General features: G+C 67.9%; 15 protein-coding genes. 4 read left to right on the top strand and 11 right to left on the bottom strand.

Annotated elements, in window-relative coordinates; translation table 11 throughout:
• Nucleotides 1-186: 186 nt before the first annotated feature.
• From ABZ027_RS32835 to ABZ027_RS32820, 4 genes are all read right to left on the bottom strand, one after another.
• Nucleotides 187-1,179, bottom strand: a complete 993-nt coding sequence (locus ABZ027_RS32835; RefSeq protein ID WP_356774712.1) for a TIGR01777 family oxidoreductase — start codon at nucleotides 1,177-1,179, stop codon at nucleotides 187-189.
• A gap of 272 nt (nucleotides 1,180-1,451) precedes the next feature.
• Nucleotides 1,452-2,864, bottom strand: coding sequence for an FG-GAP and VCBS repeat-containing protein (locus tag ABZ027_RS32830; protein ID WP_356774710.1), 1,413 nt, complete (start codon nucleotides 2,862-2,864; stop codon nucleotides 1,452-1,454).
• 243 nt (nucleotides 2,865-3,107) lie between these two features.
• A complete protein-coding gene (locus ABZ027_RS32825; RefSeq protein WP_356774708.1) occupies nucleotides 3,108-3,713 on the bottom strand; it encodes a hypothetical protein in 606 nt (201 codons plus the stop codon).
• 322 nt (nucleotides 3,714-4,035) lie between these two features.
• The gene (locus tag ABZ027_RS32820) at nucleotides 4,036-4,431 is read right to left on the bottom strand and encodes a hypothetical protein (protein ID WP_356774706.1); all 396 of its coding nucleotides are present in this window, start codon (nucleotides 4,429-4,431) and stop codon (nucleotides 4,036-4,038) included.
• Nucleotides 4,432-4,686: 255 nt separating this feature from the next.
• On the opposite strand from ABZ027_RS32820, the gene ABZ027_RS32815 reads away from it, so the two are divergent.
• From ABZ027_RS32815 to ABZ027_RS32805, 3 genes are all read left to right on the top strand, one after another.
• Nucleotides 4,687-5,037 (top strand): hypothetical protein, encoded by a 351-nt coding sequence (locus ABZ027_RS32815; protein ID WP_356774704.1) that lies wholly within the window; start codon nucleotides 4,687-4,689, stop codon nucleotides 5,035-5,037.
• Between the two features lie 263 nt (nucleotides 5,038-5,300).
• Entirely contained in the window at nucleotides 5,301-5,750 is a 450-nt protein-coding gene (locus ABZ027_RS32810) for a DUF5707 domain-containing protein (protein WP_356774702.1), read from the top strand.
• Between the two features lie 83 nt (nucleotides 5,751-5,833).
• Nucleotides 5,834-6,064, top strand: a complete 231-nt coding sequence (locus ABZ027_RS32805; protein WP_356774699.1) for a hypothetical protein — start codon at nucleotides 5,834-5,836, stop codon at nucleotides 6,062-6,064.
• 119 nt (nucleotides 6,065-6,183) lie between these two features.
• Here ABZ027_RS32805 and ABZ027_RS32800 read toward each other — a convergent pair whose 3' ends face one another.
• The 3 genes from ABZ027_RS32800 to ABZ027_RS32790 form a co-directional block, all read right to left on the bottom strand.
• Entirely contained in the window at nucleotides 6,184-7,182 is a 999-nt protein-coding gene (locus ABZ027_RS32800) for a 4,5-dihydroxyphthalate decarboxylase (protein WP_356774697.1), read from the bottom strand.
• A 163-nt stretch (nucleotides 7,183-7,345) separates the two neighbouring features.
• Nucleotides 7,346-7,609, bottom strand: coding sequence for a DUF397 domain-containing protein (locus ABZ027_RS32795; protein ID WP_356774695.1), 264 nt, complete (start codon nucleotides 7,607-7,609; stop codon nucleotides 7,346-7,348).
• Nucleotides 7,606-8,454, bottom strand: coding sequence for a helix-turn-helix transcriptional regulator (locus tag ABZ027_RS32790; RefSeq protein WP_356774693.1), 849 nt, complete (start codon nucleotides 8,452-8,454; stop codon nucleotides 7,606-7,608). Before ABZ027_RS32790 ends, ABZ027_RS32795 begins: the two co-directional genes overlap by 4 nt.
• A 217-nt stretch (nucleotides 8,455-8,671) precedes the next feature.
• Here ABZ027_RS32790 and ABZ027_RS32785 point away from each other — a divergent pair, with 217 nt between their 5' ends.
• Nucleotides 8,672-9,352 carry an ATP-binding protein gene (locus ABZ027_RS32785; RefSeq protein WP_356774691.1) on the top strand — a complete coding sequence of 227 codons (681 nt, stop codon included), beginning with the start codon at nucleotides 8,672-8,674 and terminating at the stop codon, nucleotides 9,350-9,352.
• A gap of 206 nt (nucleotides 9,353-9,558) precedes the next feature.
• Here ABZ027_RS32785 and ABZ027_RS32780 read toward each other — a convergent pair whose 3' ends face one another.
• From ABZ027_RS32780 to ABZ027_RS32765, 4 genes are read right to left on the bottom strand one after another with little or no spacing between them, the layout of a single operon-like run.
• The gene (locus tag ABZ027_RS32780) at nucleotides 9,559-11,430 is read right to left on the bottom strand and encodes a DUF1998 domain-containing protein (RefSeq protein ID WP_356774689.1); all 1,872 of its coding nucleotides are present in this window, start codon (nucleotides 11,428-11,430) and stop codon (nucleotides 9,559-9,561) included.
• Nucleotides 11,427-14,669: a helicase-related protein gene (locus ABZ027_RS32775; protein WP_356774687.1), complete on the bottom strand. Its 3,243-nt coding sequence runs from the start codon at nucleotides 14,667-14,669 to the stop codon at nucleotides 11,427-11,429. Before ABZ027_RS32775 ends, ABZ027_RS32780 begins: the two co-directional genes overlap by 4 nt.
• Nucleotides 14,666-16,570 (bottom strand): UvrD-helicase domain-containing protein, encoded by a 1,905-nt coding sequence (locus ABZ027_RS32770; RefSeq protein ID WP_356774685.1) that lies wholly within the window; start codon nucleotides 16,568-16,570, stop codon nucleotides 14,666-14,668. Before ABZ027_RS32770 ends, ABZ027_RS32775 begins: the two co-directional genes overlap by 4 nt.
• Nucleotides 16,567-21,318 (bottom strand): DEAD/DEAH box helicase, encoded by a 4,752-nt coding sequence (locus tag ABZ027_RS32765; protein ID WP_356774683.1) that lies wholly within the window; start codon nucleotides 21,316-21,318, stop codon nucleotides 16,567-16,569. Before ABZ027_RS32765 ends, ABZ027_RS32770 begins: the two co-directional genes overlap by 4 nt.
• Nucleotides 21,319-21,337 lie beyond the last annotated feature (19 nt).

Below are 21,337 nucleotides of genomic sequence, written 5' to 3'. Positions count from 1 at the left end.
GGCATGACTCTGCGCACGGACACCGGTGCTGTCGTCATCGTGACTGCCAACTCCTCGTTCACCCGGCACACCCCGCACTTCGGGTGTGCGCGGCACAGGGCTGCACGCGTCGCGCGCAGGGTGGCTGGTGCGGCACAGGCCGACCCGCGGCGGGGACGGCCACACCGGCCGCCGTCCCGGAGCCGTTCACCGGCGTGCCGCGAAACCGCTTCCGACCCGATTGCGCACCCGACCGCGCACCCGATTACGCACCCGCCGCACCAGCTCATCCGCGGCCTCCGGCCACTGCGCGTACTGGAAGTCGAAGCCTGCCTGGGTCAGTCGGCCCGGGACCACACGGCGGCTCTTCAGCAGCAGTTCGGTGTCGGACCGCAGGGCGAACGCGCCGACCTCAGCCATCCACCTGGTCGCGGGGAGACCAACCGGCACACCCCACGCGGAGCGCAGGGTACGCATGAACGCGCGCTGCGGCAGAGGATCGGGAGCCGCCAGGTTCACCGGCCCTGCGATGTCCTCCCGGTCGATCAGGAACTCCACCGCGCGCACGAAGTCGTGTTCGTGGATCCACGACACGTACTGCGCTCCACCGGCGACCGGGCCGCCGAGACCCAGGCGGGCCAGCCCGAGCAGGACGGCGAAGACCCCGCCGGGGTCCGGGCTCATCACCATGGCCGAGCGCAGAGCGACCTTGCGCGTGGCCGGCGTTTCGGCCTGCTGCTGGGCCTGCTCCCAGGCCTTGGCGATCTCGACGCTGTATGCCCAGTAGTCCGGCACGCCCGGTTCGGTACCGCCGATCACACCGGTGGCCTCGTCGTTGGGGGCGTCAAAGCGGTGCGCGTACACCGTGGCGGTGCTCATCTGCAGCCAGACCCGGGGTGGTCGGGCGGCGCCCGCGATCGCGGCGCCCACGACCCGGGTGGAGTCGACCCGGGAGTCCATCATTTCCTGCAGATTGGCCGCCGTGTACCGGCAACTCACCGTGCGTCCGGCCAGATTGATCACGACGTCGCTGCCGTCCACCGCCGCCGTCCATGGCCCCAGGGTCCGACCGTCCCATGGGACCTCGCCTTCGCGGCTGGGGCGTCTGGTGAGGACCACGACCTCGTGACCGGCGGCGTCGAGTGCGCGCTTCAGAACCGCGCCGACCTGTCCGGTCCCACCAGGAATCACGATCTTCATCGGACACCCCTCCTCCGTCTCAGGACGAGCCTAGAGCAAGAGTTGAACGCGTTCAAAATTAGGGGGTGCGCATCCGAGGTGTCAGTCCCGTCGGGAGTTGAGACGCAGTCGCGTTGATCTGGCCGCCGCCTGGCGCCAGCACGCTCACGTAAGGCGGCGCGCCCGGCTCCAGAGGGCCTGGGCGCGCCGCCGACGTGCGCTGGTGAGAATCAGCAGCAGCCGGCTGCCGAGATCGCGTGGAGGGGAGGCACCCGGTTGCGCCGGGTGCCGTTTCAGTCCGCCAGTGCGGCACCGAAGGAGGTCCGGGTGGTTCCCAGGCCCAGTTCGGCGGCGGTCAGCAGTGCGGAGCCGGTGCCGGTGGGCCCTGATGTGGTGCCGGGCAGGAAGTGGAGGCGGCCTGCGTCCCAGGCCGCGGCGTTCAGCTCGGCGCGGCCGTCGCGGTTGAAGTCGCGCAGCAGGACGGAGGCGCCGAACCAGGTGTCGTTCTCCTCAGCGGGATCTCCCTCCACCCCAGCGCTGGCGTAGTCGTACTGGCGGGCGCCGGTGCCGGTGAGGCCTGTGGCGCTGCCGCGCAGGACGGTGACCGCGCCGGTGCGGAAGAGGTTGCTGCCGATCACCTCACCGGGGACGCCGACCGCGAGATCCGGATAGCCGTCACCGTTGGTGTCCGCGGCGGAGACGTCGTAGCCGAAGTAGTCGACCGACTCGCGTCCGCCGGGAACACCTGGACTGTCCTGCGACAGCGTCTTGGCGGTGCCGAAGCCGGTGGAGGTGCCCTTCAGGACGTGGACCGCGCCGCCCTTGCCGGAGCGGGAGACACCGACCGCCAGGTCCCCGTAGCCGTTCTTGTCGAAGTCCGCGATCACGGCCGCCGAGCCGACCAGCTCGGAGGAGGCGGGCAGGCCGGTCTTCTTCGGCGGCTTGACCGGGCCCGTCGAGCTGCCGCGGTAGAACCAGACGCGGTTGCTGTTGGTGTCCGCGTCCCAGCCGATGACCGCGAAGTCGGCGGTGCCGTCTTTGGTGACCTTGCCGGCCACGACCAGCTCGGGGTTGATGTCCTCGCCGTCGATGGGGTCGAGATTGGTGGCCTTGCCGCGGGCGCCGGACTTGGTGAACGCACCGCGCACGAACCACACGTACTCGTCGTCGACAGCGGCCACGTCCAGGCGGCCGTCGGCGTCGAAGTCCCCGACCGCGACGTCCTTGGCGAAGCCGACCTCACGGCCCGACGGCGTCGCGTACGAACTGCCGCCGGAGATCCCCGTCTTGCTGCCCCACAGGATCGTGAACGTGCCCTGGTTGCCGCTGCCGGTCTCCTCTCCGGGGGAGGTGGCGACGATGTCGGCGTAGCCGTCCTTGTTCATGTCCGCCGTGGTGATCTTCGCGCCGAAGAAGTCGCCGGCCTCCGCCGCACCCTCGACGCCCGCACTGTTCTGGCTCACCACGGTGTGCTTGGCCCGGTTGAGCCCCTGGGCCGTGCCCCAGATGACGACGACCGCGCCGGCTTCCTTCTTGCCGCCGGCGGTGGCGGTGCGATCGCCCAGGGCGAGGTCGCGGTAGCCGTCGCCGTTGAAGTCGTCCGCGTACTTCGCGGCCGCGGCAGAAGCCGGCGCAGACAGCGCCAGTGAGGTCGGACCGGAGGCCAGGAGGGCGGCCACGGCAACGAGACAGACACGCTTACGCAAGGAAAAACTCCCAGAGTTGGCAGGGCATGCGGGTCGGTGCGAACAGGAGACTCCCGAGCAAGGCCAGGGGTTGCACGCCGTTCCGGGCGGGAGCGGGGTGCGCTCTCAGCGGGGGTGCACCAACGGCGGCCGGAACGCCAAACGCAGGGTGCCCACAGCTGCTTGGCTGTGGGCACCCTGGTGGCTTCGTCCACGTGCAGGAGCCGCGTTTTTCGGTGAGTTCGAGCCGGTCCACGCGGGCGGTCAGCTGATTGGTTTCACCGACTCGGAACGCACTTGGAGCGTGAATTTCGCGTAGAAAGCCAGGTCAAACTCGGCAGGGGCCTGTGCGGCCGCCTTCGCGGTTATCGGGGCGACCGTGGCAGCGGTGTTGGCGTCGGCCCAGGCGCATACGGGGTAAGTCACGGTCGTGTCCAGCTTCTTCTGGGTGACCACCTCGCAGCTGACGGTGGGCGAGCCGTCCCGCGTGAAGTCCCTCGGCCCGACGGCGACGCTCACGCCATCCGCCTCACCGACGCCCTTCAGCATGTTCTGGCGGACGTTGTCCGTGTTCTTGAACCGGCCATACATGCCAGATAGCACCAGCACACCCTTGGTGTCGTCACCGCCCAGGCTGTACTGGCCGACCGCGGCCGCGGTGTCCTTGGCGTCCCACGCGCCGTTCGCCTCGTCTACGATCTTCTTGCCCTCGGAGTCGGAGAGGTTCTGCGCGAGTTCGAAGCGGCCATCGATCAGCGTCGTGGGCACGGTCAGTTCCAACTTCGCCTCTGGAAAGCCGCTTTCGGTCATCTGGCCGATCAGCGCGAGCCCCACCAGGATCGCTACGCCCACACCCACGGCGCCGCCCACGATACCGAGGACAAGACCTGCGCGCCGTTTCTTCGGGGGCGGGACCACAGGCGGGGCACCCCAGCCATAGGGCTGCTGGGGGTAGGGGGACCCGTACGGCCCGGCGGGCTGCTGACCGCCGTATGGAGCGTACGGACCGGGGTGAATCGGCCCCGGCGCGGGAGGTGTTTGCTGCGCGTAGGGATTCTGAGGCGGAGTAGGCGTGGACACGCCAGCACGTTACTCCATGTGAGTGTCGGGTCCGACTGCCGAAGTGTCGTGTTGGCGGAGCTGCGAACGCCGCACGGCGGCATCAAAGTGCCGGCCCTCAGCAGCATCCGAGTCAACTCGGATAACCGACCGTGGCGTTGCCTTCGGCCCACTCATAATCGTGCAGCTTGTTCAGGTAGAAGTAGTAGGTGCCGTCGTTCGGAGCCGTGAAGAAGGCACGCTTCCCCCTCGCACATGCCAGTGAGTGCCCCTCCAGCTTGATGTCCGACCCGATCACCGAGCGCCGCAGCTCGACATAGAACGTCTCCCGCTCCCTGCACCAGGTCACCGTGAAGGATGTGGATCCACGCTTCTGGTTCCAGGTGCTGGTCTCCATTTCCCGCTGAAAGCTGAAGGAGATCTTTTTGTCGGTCCGATCGGCGGCGCTGGCGGGCACTGCCTGCACAGCCGCGAGGGACGCAGTACAGAGAACAGCAGCCACCACACGGCCCATGGTCGAACGAAGCACGTGATCTTCCCTTCCGAAGTTGCCGGGTGCGCGATAACCCTGACAACGACGGGAAGGCACGACTGGTGACGAGCAGGGGTTGGTAGACGCCGGGCCAATTCCCGCAGTCGGTCGTCCTGTGGCTCCGGCAGGTGCAGCAGCTGTTCGCGTGCTTCATGAAGTTCATCGACGAGGACGCGGAGGAGGCGAGAGCGCGCGGATCGGCCAGCGTCTGTTCGCCGGATCATGTTGGGCAGGGCTCGGTAGGTTGGCCGCATGTCTTCTGCACTTGTTGTTGGCTACGACCCGCAAGCGATACCTGGCGTCGACGGAGAGGCTCTTCGTACGGCGCTCGATGCGGAGCTGGCCCGGTTCGGTGAGCACGGTATCGATGCGGCCATGACTCTGATCATGTTCGACGAATCGGCCGAGTCCACCCTCGTCGCATCGTTGACCAAGCAGCCGTGGAATGTCGTGGTCGTCGGCGGCGGGATCCGCAAGACCGAGCCTCTGCTTCCACTCTTCGAACAGATCGTGAACCTGATCCGGCGTCACGCGCCCCAAGCCGCCATCGCGTTCAACACGAGCGGTGGGGACAGCGTTGAGGCGGCTCAGCGGTGGCTCTGAACAGATCACGCGCCCAGTCCGCGTAGTCCCCGATCGCCACGTCGTCGCAGAACGTCCTCCCACCGCCGCTACACACTGAGTCGACCACGCACTAGGACCAGTCCGCCGCCGGGATTGCATCCCCACTCACGGAAGAGCCCTTACTCAGGCGGGAGTTGAGTACCCGTGCTCATACCCGGCGCCCGCCGCGCGACCAGTATGGATGCAACGGCGCCGCCGAGAGCGCCGGTGTGATCCAGCTGAGACTGTCAGGGGAATCTCTCATGTCGCGTCGTATCGTTCTGTCTGTGGCTGCCGGTGTCGTCGTCCTCGGAGGTGCCGGTGCTTTCGCCCTCGCCTACGCCGGGGACCAGCCTCCGGCGCTGGCGCACAGCACGGCCCGCTACACCGCTCCCGCCGGTGACCGCGACGGCTCGTTGACCTTCACCACTGACGTCACGGCGTCCTCCGATGTCAAGAGCGTGAAGGTGCTGGCCTGGCCGGCGAACTCGTCCTTCGCGAAGAAGGGGCTGACCGCCAAGGAGATGGCCGCCGCGGAGTCGGCCGTCTGCAAGTCCTCGGGTGGGGACGTTGAGCGCTGCACCTACAAGGTCGCCGTCACCCGCGCCGATGCCGCCGAGTCCCCGCGGGGTCTGTGGCACGTGGCTGTTCTGGCCACCGACAAGGACGGCGACACGACGCTGGACACCAAGGCGGCCGACTTCACGGTGTGATCGAGACGAGTGTGTGATCGTGGCACGCGTGCGGTGGGGGACACGTGCGCACCCGTCTCCGGGGCCAGGGAAAGCAGGTTGTGATGGCAGCGAACAAGCCGTGGCGGATGTCGGTCGACGGTGAGGAGTTCGAGGTCAGCCAGCCGGAGGGTGAGCCGGGCACCTACCACTTCACCTGGCTGACCGGCCCTGACCCGCAGTACGGGTTCGGGCTCAGCGCCCACCCTCCGGTGCAGGCCGGCACGGAGCATCTCCAGCAGGCCATCCGGGAGTTCCTCTCACAAGTGGACCCCGACACCGGACACATCGAATGATCGCCGGTACCGGACCGCACTCGTCGTGATGACCCGGCAATGCCGGTGCCATTTGGCACCACCAAGATGCCTCGAATCGGCCCCACTTGGTGAAGATCGCTGTTCGTGAAGGACGGCGGCTACGTGTCGAGGAATCCTGCGGCGAAGATGTCTTCGATCCTCCACTGCCGGCTGGTCAGGCCCTGTTGGTGGTGATAGCGCAGGCAGGTGTCGAGGGCGGCGCGGTTGGCCGCGATGCCGTAGGGCCACCAGTCCTCGGGGAACTCCTCACCGTTGCGGTCCACCAGGGCGTTCATCCACGGAATCATGGTCTGGACCTGATAGAGCCTGCGGCTTTGGCGGTAGCGTTCGGCAGCGGCGTCCTTCGCCCGGGAGAAGGCACGGTAGACGCCGTGCGCGAGGCCGGGATGGTCCCGTAGCAGTTCCCGCCGGACGACGACGGTGTGCATCATCGGGAAGATGCCGGTTCGGCGGTAGTAGTCCCGTTCCAGCGGCTCGAAGTCGGGGAACAGCCGGGTGACGTTCGGGGATCCGTCGAGCACGCACTGCGGGACATTCGCCGAGAACAGCGCGTCGATCTCACCGGCGTCGAGCATCGCGCTCAGTGTCTTTCCCTCGGGCGCGACGCGCACGTCGACTTCGGCCGGGTGTGGATGGGGGATGAAGTCGAAGGGGGGAGCGGGGTGTTCGAGGCCGCCGATCACCCAGCGGCTCTCCTCGGGTTTGAATCCGTACTCGTCCATCAGTATTCCCTTGGCCCACACACCGGAGTCCTGACCGTAGACGCCGAACTCGCCGATGGTCTTGCCCGCGAGATCGCTGGGGTCGGTGATCCCGCTGTGGGTGTTGACGAAGATGCACGAGTGACGGAACACGCGGTTCGGGAAGACCGGCAACGCGACGTACGGCAGCCCGGTCTCCAGCAGCCGCAGGTAGAACGTGAGACCGAGCTCGGCGACGTCGAACTCGTTTCCGCGGATGAGCCGCTCGAAGAGCTCTGGCAGGGTCGCCGCGGTTTTCATCGTGACGTCGATGCCGTCGGTGCTGACGGTCCCGTCGAACAGCGCCCGCGTGGTGTCGTAGGGGAAGCACCCGATCGTGAGGGCAGGGGCGGCCATGAAGACTCCTCCTCGTCGGCTCTGCTGCTTCCAACGGTGGCCGTCGCGGTGTCCGCTGTCCAAGGCCCGTTGAAATCGTCCGACACCGCACGGGCATCGTGCGGGTGGGTGGACCTGCGCTCGCTCCGGTAGTACATCGCCGTCGCCGAGGAGTGCCCCGGTGTCACGATCGGCCTGGTCCGGACCGGTGTTTCGCAGTGCCACTGGATCCGGTGTAGGCCAACTCGCCGTGACTCAAGGCCTGCACAAAGGAACACCAAGCGCTGCCTCGTACCGCGACGATGGGGCCTCTCGCGTTCTTGGAGTCACGTATCAGCGCACGCTCACCGGACGAGGCACACTCGACGCACTCACCCCCGGCGCCGTTGCTGTATGACGACGTGAACCACACCAGAGGGTCTTGGGCTGTGGACGCTGCGATGCTCAACTTGCGTATTCCTTCAGTACCGAGTTGATCAGCTGGGTGGAACGCTGCGGACTGAGGGCTGCGGCTCTCAAGCCGTCGAACGCCCTCGTGTACTCCCGAACATGATGCTCGCCTTCGAGGTATACGGCATCGGTGATGCCGTCCCGGTACACCAGGTCCGGGTCTTCCTGGTCGGGGAAGCCCAGCATGGTGAAGGAGCCTGTCGCCGGATAGGTGCCTGAGTCGAACGGCAACACCTGCAAGGTCACGCTCGGCAACTCGGCCGAGTCCAGCACGCGTTCCAATTGCTCGCGCATCAACGCCTGATCCCCGATGACGTGACGCAGTGCGGCCTCGTTCACGACGAACCAGGCATCGGGGGCGTGGGTTCCAGTGAGCAGGGTCTGGCGCTCCATGCGTACACGCACCGCCTTGCCGATGTCCTCGGCCGACATGTGAGCTCCTGTCTTGTGGAGCTCGCTGGTGTACGCCTCGGTCTGCATGAGACCAGGGATCAACTCGCATTGGTACTGGCGGAACGTGGAGGCTTCCTGCTCCAGCCCGATGTAGATGTTGAACCACTCGGGCACACCGGAGCCGTGCACCTGCCACCAACCACGCGTCTTGGCTTCCCGTGCCAAGGACTTGAGGAAGTCACGCAGCTCGTCGGTGGTGCCGTAGAACCGGCACAGTGCGTCGATGTCCGATGGCTGAACCCGGCCGCTCCCCGTCTCCATCCGGTTGACCTTGGATCCGCTCCAGTCCAGGGCCTCACCGACCTGTGCGCAGGTCCGGGTGCTGTTCTCTCGCAGCTTCTTCAGCTCGATCGAGAGACGGCGGCGGCGCGCCGTCGGGGATCCAGCCATCTCAACCCTCCGTGGAATAGCGGACGTTCAGTCTCGCGCCAAGGTGCGCACCTGCCAATCACTCGGAAGTGGGAATCCCGCCGTGCACATTGCACGACGGGATGTGACCACGCCATTCTGATGGCGGCGCCACTCACCGTGAGGGGGCGTAACGCTCCGCTGATCAAGTGGGCGGTGCATGCGACGAGAGGCGGTCTGCGTGATCCGGGAAGCGTGTATGGCAAGGAAGGCGTGGGACCTGGACTTCACCGCGGAACCCGAGGAAGTAGCCGCTCTGCGCCGACTGATGCGGCTGCACCTGGGGATGTGGGGCCTGCACGACGTGACAGACGTGGCCCAGCTGTGTGTGAGTGAGTTGGTGTCCAACATCATCACGCACGTCGGTGCGGGCACACCGGCCACACTCGTGGTCTCGATGAACGGTGTCCATCTGCGCATCGAAGTCCACGACCCTGACACACGCGCCCTGCCCACCCTCCTGGACGCGAACGTCGACTCGGAGTCGGGGCGGGGCATGGCCCTCGTCGATGCGCTCGCGGTCCGCTGGGGTGTCCAGCTCTGCCTCAACCGGAAAGTCACGTGGTGTGAGTTGGCGACGGGCCTTGCATCGCCGAACGGGCACGTGGAGGGCCCCGAGGTACTGCGGGCTGAGGCCTTGCTGGACTTCTACGCTGCCGTGAAATCGCCCTTTCGGCCGGGCTCGGGCAGGCTGGGCCGGGCCCTGGCCGAGGAGTCAGTGGTCACGGCCATCACGGACTTCCTTCATTGGCTTCGCGTTCATGGCTGTGACGCGGACGAGGTACTGGACCGCGCTCAAACCCGCTACGACGCTGAACTGGGCAAACGCGACGGACGAGTTGACTCGCAGGTGGAGCGCCTGACGGAAGAATGTCGCTGAGGCACGGTTGCCGCCGAGTCGCCGGTCGCCGCCCGGCCACGGTGCATGCGGTCTGGAGAAGGCCCCGGAAAGCCACGTGCAGAACTGCGCGCATGGTCGAAGAGGCGAGGGCTGAAGCGGAGCCTCAGCTACCGCGTCAGTCCCCGCCCGTACGAATCAGTGGTGCGAGACGCCGATCTGCGCGGCGTCCCACTGCCATCCAGGTGTCAGGATTCCAGAATGTTCGCGAAGAAGCCCACATGGGGATCGTCCGGTGTACCGACGAGCAGCGCGCGGTCGAGCAGGACGTTGTTGTGCTCGCAGCTCGTCTCCGGGAGCATCACGCAGGCGTGGCAGGCGGCGAGGTTGGTGCGGCCGGCGCTGGGTGCTGCCTCGGTCTCCATGCAGAGCGGATCGGAGGAACACCACTCGGCGCGATGGATGGCCGAACGGACCGTGCGGTCGAGAAGCTCCGGTTCGCCCTGCGCGACCAATCCACCGAGACTGCCCGCCGAGTCGCTTGTCGCTGTGTAGACGAGCACCCCGGCCATGTCGTCGGCTGCGTACAGACGCTCGCGCAGAGAAGCGGCCGGGTAGCCCGCCTCCAGACTCCACTCGTTGATGAGGACGTGGGCCAGGGTGTGCAGCAGGACCATGCGAGGGGTGGCCGGAGAGGGGAGGGCGCGGCTCGGGTCGTCGGCCCGCTGCTCCAGCACACGCTGATGAGCGGTACGTATCCGCTCGACCCTGGCCGCCACCGCCACGATCTTCTCCCAGGGGCCGAGTCGATCCTCGTCCAGGCGGAGGAAGACTCCCTCGCCTCGTACCTCCATGGCCGGGAGCCAGCGCAAGGGATGCTCGGAGAGCGGCATTTCCTTGGAATCGGTCGTCGACTCGGCGTCGATGAGTCGGGTGAACGCCTTCAGGGCGCGTACCTCGCGGAGCTTCTTGACCAGCATCGGGCCGGTGACGCCCAGTGGATCGAGCACGCTCTGGTCGCCCAGGGGAGTCTCGCAGACGAACTGCTCGTCGCGGGAGTGCTCGCTCTCGTCGTTGCCCGCGCGGAGACGCTCGTACTCCTTGTTGCGCAGGGCGCGGTAGCGGTGATCGAAGGTGGGGGCCGCCTCACCTTCGGGGTCCTCTTCGCGCTCCGCGGCGAGCAGCGTCATCACCTCGTCCAGCGGAACAGGACATGCGCCGCCTTTGAAAGCTCCCTTGAGGTAGATCTCGACGTGCTCCCGACGGTCGTACTGGCGGAGAGCATCCCAGTGCTCGGCGAGCGGATCCGCACGGCCGCTGCTCCACGGCGGGATGGAGAGCGCCGACTTCAGAACCGGCTGCCACACCGAGGACGAACCGCGCTGGAGCGTGCGCAGGGGGAGGCCGCACTCCTTGGCCGTGGCGGACGTGCCGAGCCACGGGCGGGGGCCTCGGCACTTGAGACCCAGGTCCTTGAGCGCGTTCCTGCGGAAGGAGCCCTCCATCGAGACCTCGGGCGTCTGTCCGCAGGTGCAGGAGACGAGGATCGAACGGAGGGAGGACGTACGCCCCGACGAGCGCAACTGCAACGTGCCTCCGCATTGCCCGATCGAGGTGGCATCGCGGTCGGTGGAGCGGTGCACCCACTGCCAGTACGGGAACTCCCCGAGATGTCCGGACTCGCAGGCGACGACGAAACGGGAAGGCACGAGGTCGACCTCGCACAAGCCACAGACGCTCCGGCCTGCGGGTGGGTTGAAGTCGCCGTGTCGCTGTAGTTCCGTGCACTCGGGGCAGGAGTGCATCAGGGGGAAGCGTCGGACGCGGAGACCGTCCCTGCTGGTGTCGTCGGACGCGGGCGGCAGACGGAAGTAGTCGACGCCGAGCACTCGGGCCAGGCGGCGTTCGTGGATCTTCGGGGACTCGTCGTCGTCCCAGCTCTGATCGGCCTCGTCCAGCCCGGAGACGATGAAGGACTCCTGGTCGACGGCGATGAGCGATCCGACGCCGTACGTCGTGATCGCCTGGGCGCGACGGACGGAACCACGCCGCAGAAGATTGTGTGCGGGCGTGCCTCCTCCAGCGGCGGTCCGGCGATGACGGGCGGGGGGCGGGGTCATCGGGTTCCCTCCATGAACAGGGCGGTCTCGGCGTCGACGTCGCGCAGACTCCACAGCGTGGAGTACGCCTCGCGCTCGGACTCGTCGTCGTACGGCTTCAAGAGCGAGGGTGCACGATTGCCCCGCTTCGGTTCGAAGAGCAGGCCGCTGTGATTGCTGGCCTCATCGCGCCACCACTTGACGAACTCGTCGAAGCCCCGGGAGACGGCGTCGGTCTCCTCCCGGGCGACCGTGCGCACGCGGTCCATGAGCACGGACTTGATACGGCCCTCCAGGATGTCTGCGTAGGACTCGACCTTGCCGGCGCCCTCGTTGGGCCGGGCAGCCGGGATCAGGATGCGGGCGAGGGCGACGATCACCGCGTGCATGCCCCGTTCACTGGCGCGGGCGGAGAAGGGGGTGACGGAGGTCGACTCGACCTCGCGATAGAGAGCCGAGTGGAAGTGCTGGAAGCTCTCGTAATGGGAACGGTCGCGGGGACGGGACGAGTTGAGCATGACCGCGACCAGGCCCGGGTGCGCCCGGCCGACCCGGCTGGTGGCCTGGATGTACTCGGCGGTCGTCTGCGGCTGACCCATCACGGCCATGAGACCGAGGCGATCCACGTCCACGCCCACCGCGATCATGTTGGTGGCGAGCAGGACGTCCACGGTGTCCTCGTCGGGGAGTTTCTTCTCGATGCCCTTGAGTCGTACGGGAATCTCGCTGGCGTCGATCCTGCTCGTCAGCTCCGAGTAGTTGGCGACCGAGCGCACCTTCACGCCCTCACGCTCTGCGAGCAGTTCCAGGTAGGCCACCACGTCGTCGTGGACCTGGAGTTCGGCAGCGGAGAGCAACCTGAGGCTGTTGAAGTAGCCAACGAGACTCCAGTACGCGTCGCGCACCTTGTCCTCGGTGTCCGCGTGCATCGCCCGGTGCAGCAACGTGGCGTATGTGCGGATGAGCAGCGTCGACTGGCTGGTGCCGGGGGCCAGGAGGCCGACATAGCGGCGGCTCGCCTTCTCCTCCCGCGGAGTCTCCACGGCGAACCACGAGTCGCGGGAGTCCAGACCCGCAGGGGGGAACTGCCGTACGTCGCGGGCGAAGAGGTGCAGCCCCTGATCGGCGGCCCTGCGGATGGTCGCCGTGGAGGCGATCACCTTGGGACAGTCGGCGAGAGCGTCCACGGCGGTCTCGTAGAGGCCGGTGAGGGTTCCCAGAGGACCCGAGATCAGATGCAGCTCGTCCTGGACGATCAGCTCCGGGGGAGGAGTGCCGTCGTTCGGGTCGTCGAGGTTGAAGAGCGCCGATGTCGCCGGACGCCAGGGCATCGAGGCGAACTTGTCGACGGTGGCGATCACCAACGTCGGTCGGGCGCTGTACACCGCCTCGTCGATCAGGTGGATCGGCAGGCCGTCGGCGAAGTCGCACTCCGTACCGGGGCAGCGGACACGCATTCGCTTGGCGTCCTCGTCGACCTCGTAGTCCCGGGCGTCGAGGCGAGTCCCGCACCAAGGACAGGCGTGCAACTGGACGGGATTCTCGGTGGCGAGCCGCTTGTCGAGGTTCGCGCGCAGCTCGTCGAGCTTGGCGTCGGCATCGGCCAGCGTGTTGGGGGTCGCGGAGCGCCCCACCCACATGCCGACGGAGAATTCCTCATGACCGAGTTCCGGAGTGCGGCGCCGCTGGTACTCCATGGCACAGAGCAGGGTCGCCGCTCGCTCGAACTGCTGAAGGGTGAGCAGCCGCAGCGTGTAGCGCATGAGGACGGTGACACCGCCGCCGTCCGCGCCCTTGCGGATACGGCGAAGGAAGGACGTCAGGGCGATCAACCCGAGGTAGGCCTCCGTCTTTCCACCACCGGTGGGGAACCACAGCAGGTCGGAGATCTTCCGGTCGGGGTGCTCGCGGTCGTCGATACCGGCCGCACAGAGCAGAATGAAGGCGATCTGGAACGGACGCCATTCTCCGGCCGCGGGGTCGGGAGCGCCGACGCGTCCCTCCTTCACCCACTTGCTGCGGGCGCGCTGGTCGGCCATGGCACGGTTGGCCAGCCGGAACGCCAGCATCAGGTCGGGCTTGTCCCGCAGCAGCTTGATGCCCTCACGGATCCGGCCGAGTGCCTCGACGCAGGCCTTCACCTGGTTCCGCGCGCACTCCTCGTAAATGCCTCCCGTCAGAGCGCCGGCCTCGGCCGACTTCCGGTCGATCCAGCGTTCGTAACCCGTGGCGAGCGCTTCCAAAGCGGCCAAGACCTCGCTGTCGGAGTTCTCGGCCAGCCCCGACATGGACAGCGATGAGCTGTCGATCTCCGGGTTGGAATCGGTGAGCAGTACCTCCACGCTGGGCACGAACTCGCTCCGCACCTCGGCGACGGCGGCATGGACGGTGTCGGTCATGCCGATCGGCGGCGGGGTCCAGTCCCATGCGGCGGAGCAGCCGTGTCCGACGGCGAAGGTCGGGGCGTGGCGGTGCAGCAGCCGACTCGTGGCGATCTCCGGATCGTGAGCGGAGAACGGGGCGGAACGGTCGACGAACGCGGTGGAGCCGTCGGCGGCCCGGACGGTCAGCCCGCACTGGAACAGGGAGAAGGCGTCCTGGAGATCCCGTTCACTGATCTTCTGTTGGTTTATCAACGTGACGGTGACCGAGACCACGCCGGTCTCCCGGTCAGGACGACGGACGATGACGTGCAGCGCGACCTTCTTGGCGAGGAGCTTGACCGGTTCGGCCGGCGCGGGCGCCGTCAGGTCGATGCGCTGGTCCGGGAGTTGCAGTTCCCTGCGCCGCCATCGCTCCCTCTGCTCTGCGGTGGTACGGGCTTCTGCCCGGCGGGCAGGGATCAGGTTGCCTTCGGAGTCCATGGGCTCGTAGACGGCAGCCCGGGTAGAGACCACGATCGTGTCGCTTATGGTCGGGTCGACCGCGAAGGTCAGGCCCATGGAGGAGGGACGCCTGTCTCCGGCCGCTCCGACATCCTGCGCGGTGCCGGACTCCTCAGCGTCCTCGCGGGAAAGTACGGAAGTGGCGTCCGGGCCGTCCTGTTCGGCGGCGATCTCGGCCTTTCGCTCCTGGGAGGCACGCGGGTACAGCACGCCGGTGAGATAGCGGTCGATCGGCGCGTCCTGGGTGAGGACCTCGTCCCGGTCGTGCGGGGCGGCGTCCTCGGCGGGGCCGAGCAGTTCACGGCGGAGCCCCACGAGGAGTTCCTCGTCGCGGACCCGGTAATGCTCGGAGTGTCGGCCTGCCCCGTGCGTCATGCGCGCTGCTCCTCGTCGTTGTCGGCTCGCCGGTACCGGCCGATGCCGGTGATCCGCGGGGCGATCCACACGCCTCGCTCACCCAGTCCGGCGTTGGCGCCGGCGGCGGTGCTGCCCGTCACGGTCTCCAGGGTGTCGATCCGCAGTTCGCGGATCTCGTCGGGCCACCAGGGGTCCCAGGTACGGTTCACCTTCTGCACCTGGAACAGCTCCTCGCGGAACCGCCGCGACGCTTCGCCGATCTCCCGCCCGTCGTGCAGCAGGGCGTAGGGCGGGCTCTGTGTCTCGCCCATCGGCAGGTCGTGGCGCCTGCGCAGCACCACTTCCTGGCCGGAACGGACCTGCTCCAGGAGATAGTTCTGGGTGGCGACGGCGGCCGTCTCGTGGCCAGGCGGGTTGTCGTGGCACACGTCTCCTGCCTCGGCGACGATCCCGTACCTGTCGTAAGACCGCCACGAACCGAGATAGCGGCGGCCTCCGCGCCGATGCCCGACCCTCCTGAAGTGAGGCAGTTCGGGAGGAGCCACGTGGTACAGGTCATGGCGGGCGCGCGTCATGGCCACGTACAGGGCGCGCGTCTCGGCGGGAAGGTCCAGCTCGCTGCCGTACCGCTGGTGAAGGTCGGCGACGGTGGGTGGGGTCAGCACGATCACCCGGTCGAATTCCAGGCCTTTGGCGCGATGCACGGTCGAGACGACGATCCGGGTGGTCTCCGGGTCGGCCGCCTCGTCGGGGAACCTGCCGTCGGCGACCGCGCGGCGCAGTCGGTCCACGTCGAGCACACCGCGGCCTGGTCCGCGTGCGACCCGACGCAGCACCGTGTGAAGAGCGCCGGCGTTCGGTTCGTACGGCAGAGGGATCCTTGCGAGGAGGGAACGGAACCGGTCCTCGGTCAGGCCCGTCCCCTGCGTGCTGCGCAGCAGCTCGGCCACCCAGTACGGCACCGGACGTTGTTCGAGCGGGCGCCGCAGCCGGTGCTCGACGCCGTGCGCGTGCAGCAGGCCGGAGACCACGAGGGCCTCGTTGTTGTCGCGAGTGAGAATGGCGCAGGTGTCGGAGAGGTCCCGCAGACCGTCCAGGGTGAACTCGTCGGTGAGGCCACCCATGGCGTTGACCGGGTCCAGGAGGAGGTCGCGCAGTTCGTCGTAGAGCGATCCTGCCTCGTCCGGGTCGGTGAGCTGTTGAAGGCGGGGGCCGTGCGCGAGCGCGATCCGGGCCTCGGCGGTGGCGGCCCGGAAGTTCTGAGTGAGGCGCAGCTCCACCAGGTCGTCGGGGTAGGAGAAGCGCAGCCAGTCGAAGAACCTGCCGGTCTCGTCGGCCCGCTCGCCCGGGTCCTCGATCTGGAAGCCGTAGACGGACTGGGCGGCGTCCCCGACGACGGTGAAGCCGCAGCTGTCCTGGTACCGGTCGAGCAGCGTCTCCACCAGCTCGCGACGCCCACCCAGCAGGTCTTGAACCTCGTCGATCATCACATGAGCGGGCGGGACGGCGTCGTCTGTCTCCAGCGCGCCCTTCTCGATCGCTCGGGTCGCGGCGGCGATCCGCTCCTCGAAGCCGACCCCTCCCCACTCGCCGTCGGGATGCGCCTGGCGGAGCACCTCGTAGGCCCACGCGTCGAAGGTCCGGGCGCGCACCCGGCGGGCCCGTTCTCCGTGCCGGGAGATCCGTTCGCGCAGTTCGCGGGCTGCCGCCCGCGAGAAGGTGAGCACCAGGATCTCGGCGGCCTTCAGCGCCTCATCCGGGTCCTCGTGTCCGCACAGCGCGTCGAGCCGTCGCACCAGGGTGTGCGTCTTGCCCGCACCTGCCCCGGCGGTGACCAGGACACGCGCGTCCCAGGGCTGTTCGACCACGGCTCGCTGCTCGTCGGTGAGCGACGGGCTGTCCAGGTAGACGTCGGTCACTTGCGGCTCCAGAGGTGCTCGAACTGGGTGAACGCGAGCTGGGTGTCGAAGTTCGCGATGTTGTCGCTGACGTTGAGGATCAGACAGGTCTCCTTGCCGCCGTTCTCCTTGCCACGCAGACCACGGCCAATCATCTGCTGGTAGACGTTGGTGCTGTAGACCGGGCGGGCCACCACCACGACACGGGTGGCCGGAGCGTCGAACCCCTGGGTCAGCACACCGTAGTTGGTGAGCACGCGGATGCGGTTGTCGCGGAAGTCCTCGATGCGTCGGCGTCGGTCCTGGGCGCTGGTGGTCGAGTCCACGGCGGCGGCAGGGACCCCCCGGTCGTTGAACAGGGCGGCCAGGTAGTTGGCATGGTCCACGGAGGTCGCGAAGAGCAGAGTCGGCCAGTCCTCCGGAAGGCCGGCCACCTCGTCGACGATGCGACGGCTCCGTGCGTGGTCCTCGGCGAGCCGCTGTTCGGCGGAGCGCGAGAGCGTAGCCATACGCTCGGTCTGCGCCTTCTCGTCGCGGGTCAACTCGATGGTGCCGCCTTCAAGAGTGCGGTGCTCCACCTGCGCCAGCATCCCCCACTTCTGCAGGTCCCCGTACGGATCGCCGGAGGGGAAGACTCCTTCGTCGAGGCGCCGGCGGCCGAAGCGACCGGCCAGCCGATTGGTCTCCTCCTCGTTGGTGTTGCGGTACGGGGTGGCGGTCAGGCCGAGCAGATGACGTCGGGTCTCGTACTGGGTGAGCCCCAACTTCCCGAGGATGGCGGTGTACCGCGGGGAGACAGCGGTGTGCGCCTCGTCCACGATCACCAGTGAGGCCTCCCGCAGCCACTCGTACGGGTCGGTGCCCAGGCACCGTTCCAGCTTGGCGTCCGTGGCGACGACGAGGTGCGGGTGACCCTCGACGTTCCCGACCTCGTTGCCGCCCCACAGTCGACTGATGGTGAGCGGGCGCTCCGCCCCCACCTTGTTCCACACGAACTTCCAGCTCTGTACGGCCTGTTCGCACAGCTCCTCGGTCTGCGCGATCCACAGCAACGGTCCTTGCAGCTCGCCGAGGCGCTTCACCCAGCGGATCACGGCTTCCGCGGTGACGCGTGTTTTCCCGGCGCCGGTGGGCAGCGACAGCATGGCGCGCTGCGGCGCCAGCCGGTCGAGCAGCGTGGTGATGTTGCGGACCAGGTCCTCCTGGTAGTCATGGAGCCGGGGAAAGTCCCGCGGACCGTCGATCGTCTCGAAGACGGGCGGCGACGGCGTCCGGGAGCCGGCGAAGGTCACCGGCAGCCCGAGACTCGACACAAAGGCGATGGCGGCCGACGAACCGCCGTAGCTGACGGGTGCGTTGGGGAACTTGGCCTGGATGTCCCGGGCGTGGTGGTGGAGCACCCTGTCGCCGCGTGAGTTGAAGGCCATCTGCGCGATCCGGTGCCCGGACGGCTCCGCACCGCCGGTCGCCTCCAGCTCAGCTTCCATCAGCCCTTCGGGCAGCCCGGACCGCAGGGCCTCATCGCCGATCAGCAGCTCGATCTTGGTGACCACGTCGTCCGCGTCTCGTACGGCCTTCAGTGCCGCCTTGGTCCTGCTGTCCCGGGCCATTCGCTCCTGGTGCTCCAGGACCGCCCTGCAACCGGCCGTGCCCAGCCCGAGCTCCAGCTCGCGGTCGATCAGGCGGAGCATCGGCTCGTACTCCAGTGGGACACGGACCTTGACCGTGGTGCCCTGGCGCACCGCGTCCAAGGGGCGGGTCTTCGCGGCGTTCGGGGTCCGGGTCACCTCTTCCAACTCGGTGCACCGCTGCACCATGGCATTCCGGTTGGCGCTGTTCAGCCGCTGGCGCAGGGCGGGATACAGCTCCACGAGCGGGACCGGATCGCCCTCCGGGACATCGCGGGTCTCCCGGGTGATGGCGTCGGTGTAGCGCTTCATCGTCCACTTCTCGACCATCAGCTCGGCGTCCTCGACGGTCGCCACGAGCAGGGCGGGAAGCTGTTCCGCACGCAAGGCCCGGTACTCGGTCGGGCCGACGGCGACGGTGATCTCGTCGTCGGGTCGGGTGTCCCAGGTGTCGCCGATCCGGCAGCGGGTCAGCGCGTCCTCGGGGAAGTCCGCCCCGAACCGGGTGAGCATCACGTAGGTGTTGCCGACGAAGGCGTCGTCCTCGCTCCGGGTCACCTCGGACAGGAGAGTCTCCCAGCGTGCCGCCGGGACCTCGTCGACCGTGGTGGGCAGGCGCAGCTTGCGGGCCTTCTCAGGTGAGATGTCGGCGACCGGAAGCACGTCGCGGTAGGCGACCAGCTGAGGGCCGACCGCTTCGCCCAGCGCCTTGATGCCCTGGGAGGTGGAGACGGTCCCGTACTTCCTGAGCATCCAGCGGATCGGCGACATCACGGCCTGCCGGGTGCTCGACTGCGCGCCGATCTGACGCGTCCAGTTGTCCACCACCGCGTCGTCCGGCAGCGCCTTCAGAAAGGCCGCTCGGGACTCCTCGGAAAGCGAGCGGAAGAGGTGCAGCGGGCCGCCGATCGCGGAACCCTCCACCTTCATACGGTTGAGGGCCGGGCGGGGAGCCCGCTGGTCCAGGCCCCGCAAATAGGCCGCATGGACCGCTGCGCGGTACTCCTCGAACCAGCTTTCGCCCTCGGGGCGCACCGATGTCGACGGCCGTTCCAGCAAGCCGATCTCGCGGAAGAAGGAGAGGTCGTCGGAGTGGAACCTCGTATCGACGGCGATGCTCGGGTCGCGTCCCGCGTCGACCACAGCACCCGGCAGCATGCAGTCGCGCACCGCGCGGTACCTCCCGTCCGCAGTCCGCACGCGCAGGACCTCCCTGGCGTTCGGCACGTGCCGGAGCACGGTGTGGGTCAGGCGGCGCCCGCCGGCCTGGCGGAACAGCTCCCAGAAGCGCTCCCAGTCGGCGCTTCCGTATCCGTCGAAGCCCTGGTCGAGGACGCTGATGAACCTGCCTTCGACGTCCGCCTCACGGATACCGAGGAGGTTGAGCGCCGAGGCGAGCTCAGGGTCCCCGGCGATCTCGCCGACCACGTACACGAGGAACTCGCGCAGCCCGTCCTCGTCGGCGCGGCGGTAGACCTGACCGGGGACAGGGGGGACGAGGCCGTGCTCCTCGGTGAGTACGATCTTCGCCCTGCGGGCCTCCTCGGCGTACGGGGACCCGGAGTCGACCATGTCGGCGACTATGCGGATGGCTGTCGCGGACGCCTCGGCGGCGCCGCACTCGACCAGTGCCTCCAGCCATGCGCGCACATCGGCCCGCTTGTGTGCGGCCGCACCGAGAATGTGCTCGACCTTTCCGCCGCGGATCGTGTCTGCCTCGGCGTTCGGGTGCAGCCAGTTCGACGGGCGGCCGGGGGACTCGTGCCACATCCGCAACCAGCGGGCGCTGCGCTCCTTGTCCAGACGCGGAGGGACGCGCAACTCGGTCGGGACGCACAGCACGCCCTCCTGGTCGGGCAGTGATGGGCGGACCGCGGCCCGTTCCCAGATCTCCCTGGTCAGGAACTCGTCGGCCCAGCTGATTGCTTCTTTCACACGGCCGGGCAACAGCGGGAGGTAGGCGGCCGGATCCTCGGCGGGGGCCAGGTGGGGAAGGGAGTCGACCACCAACGTCGCCGAGACCTTGACCATCTCCTCGTTGAACGCGGAAGAGTCGAGCAGGTTCTGACGGTCCTCGTTGGTCTTCCAGGCACCGTTGAGGATGCCGCTCAGAGACATCTCGTACTTGGTCGGGAAGAAGGACCAGAAGCGACCCCGTCCCCGCGCCTGCGGGCTGACGTGGAGCCCGCTCTTCTCGTCCCTTACCAGCGCGGGCACCGCCCAGGCGAGGTCCAGGGCGAGCCGGTCGTGCAGTTCACCGGCGTCCGCTCGGGCGGCCGGACCGGGTTCGTGGGAGGTGGAGAAGACCCGCCAGCCGCTGCTGACGGTCGGCCTCCCCGTCCGCTCCTCCACCACGGTGCGCAGGTCCCCGGACTGCGCGATGGTCAGCACGCGTCGGACGGGCGGACGTGGCCGACGGTCCTCAAGAACGACCTTCCCCACATGGGGGGAGAGGAGTTGGAACCCGAGCGGGAACTCTTCTCGGTCCGATCCGGCGGAGGTCCGCCCGCCGTGCATGTCCAGCGCCAACCTGCCGGCGGCTCCGGGGAGCAGCGGCAGGCGGACGACGGTCGTGGCCCAGCTCAACAGCTCGTCGAGGACGGAGTCCAGGGCGCGCTCGGCGTCCGCGTCCAGGGGACGCGCCATGCGTAGCACCGGTGCCTCGAACCGTTCACCCAGGCGTTCCCGTACGCCGGGGACGGACCGGATCTTCTCGCGTGCCCATTCGCGATCGAATCCGAAGGAGCCGGAGCTGCTGAAGAATTGTGGCGTGTCGGTGACGACCAGAACGGATTTCACACCCACGCCGAATCGTCCGATCTGGCCACCTCGCTTGCGGGACATGCTCATTCGAAGAATGGTCTCGGCCCCTTCGGGGGTCACCGGCTCGCCCTCGTTGGCACAGTAGAGGTGCCTGTCGGTGAGGACGACCTGGACGGAGCCTCCGGGCTCGGCGGCGATCTCGTCGGCCGCGTTCTGTACAAGTTCGAAGAGTTGACGGTCGCCGTATCCACCCTGAGTGATGCGGCGTTCTCCGTTGGCGTGTTCCGGAACGAGGCCAGGGTCGACCTCATAGGTCTGCAAGACGCGAGAGGACTGTTCGAGGACGGTGCGAATGACCGGCGGTGTGGAGGACGGCATTTCTTCTTCACGGCTCCTA

The organism is Streptomyces sp. NPDC006332, assembly GCF_040612855.1.
Lineage (GTDB): Bacteria > Actinomycetota > Actinomycetes > Streptomycetales > Streptomycetaceae > Streptomyces.
This window is presented reverse-complemented; position numbering and strand designations above follow the sequence as displayed.

Coding starts and splice junctions, on each gene's coding strand:
- ABZ027_RS32835 (WP_356774712.1), bottom strand. CDS start 1,179: ATGAAGATCGTGATTCCTGGTGGGACCGGACAGGTCGGCGCGGTTCTG.
- ABZ027_RS32815 (WP_356774704.1), top strand. CDS start 4,687: ATGTCTTCTGCACTTGTTGTTGGCTACGACCCGCAAGCGATACCTGGC.
- ABZ027_RS32810 (WP_356774702.1), top strand. CDS start 5,301: ATGTCGCGTCGTATCGTTCTGTCTGTGGCTGCCGGTGTCGTCGTCCTC.
- ABZ027_RS32805 (WP_356774699.1), top strand. CDS start 5,834: ATGGCAGCGAACAAGCCGTGGCGGATGTCGGTCGACGGTGAGGAGTTC.
- ABZ027_RS32800 (WP_356774697.1), bottom strand. CDS start 7,182: ATGGCCGCCCCTGCCCTCACGATCGGGTGCTTCCCCTACGACACCACG.
- ABZ027_RS32790 (WP_356774693.1), bottom strand. CDS start 8,454: ATGGCTGGATCCCCGACGGCGCGCCGCCGCCGTCTCTCGATCGAGCTG.
- ABZ027_RS32785 (WP_356774691.1), top strand. CDS start 8,672: ATGGCAAGGAAGGCGTGGGACCTGGACTTCACCGCGGAACCCGAGGAA.
- ABZ027_RS32780 (WP_356774689.1), bottom strand. CDS start 11,430: ATGACCCCGCCCCCCGCCCGTCATCGCCGGACCGCCGCTGGAGGAGGC.
- ABZ027_RS32775 (WP_356774687.1), bottom strand. CDS start 14,669: ATGACGCACGGGGCAGGCCGACACTCCGAGCATTACCGGGTCCGCGAC.
- ABZ027_RS32765 (WP_356774683.1), bottom strand. CDS start 21,318: ATGCCGTCCTCCACACCGCCGGTCATTCGCACCGTCCTCGAACAGTCC.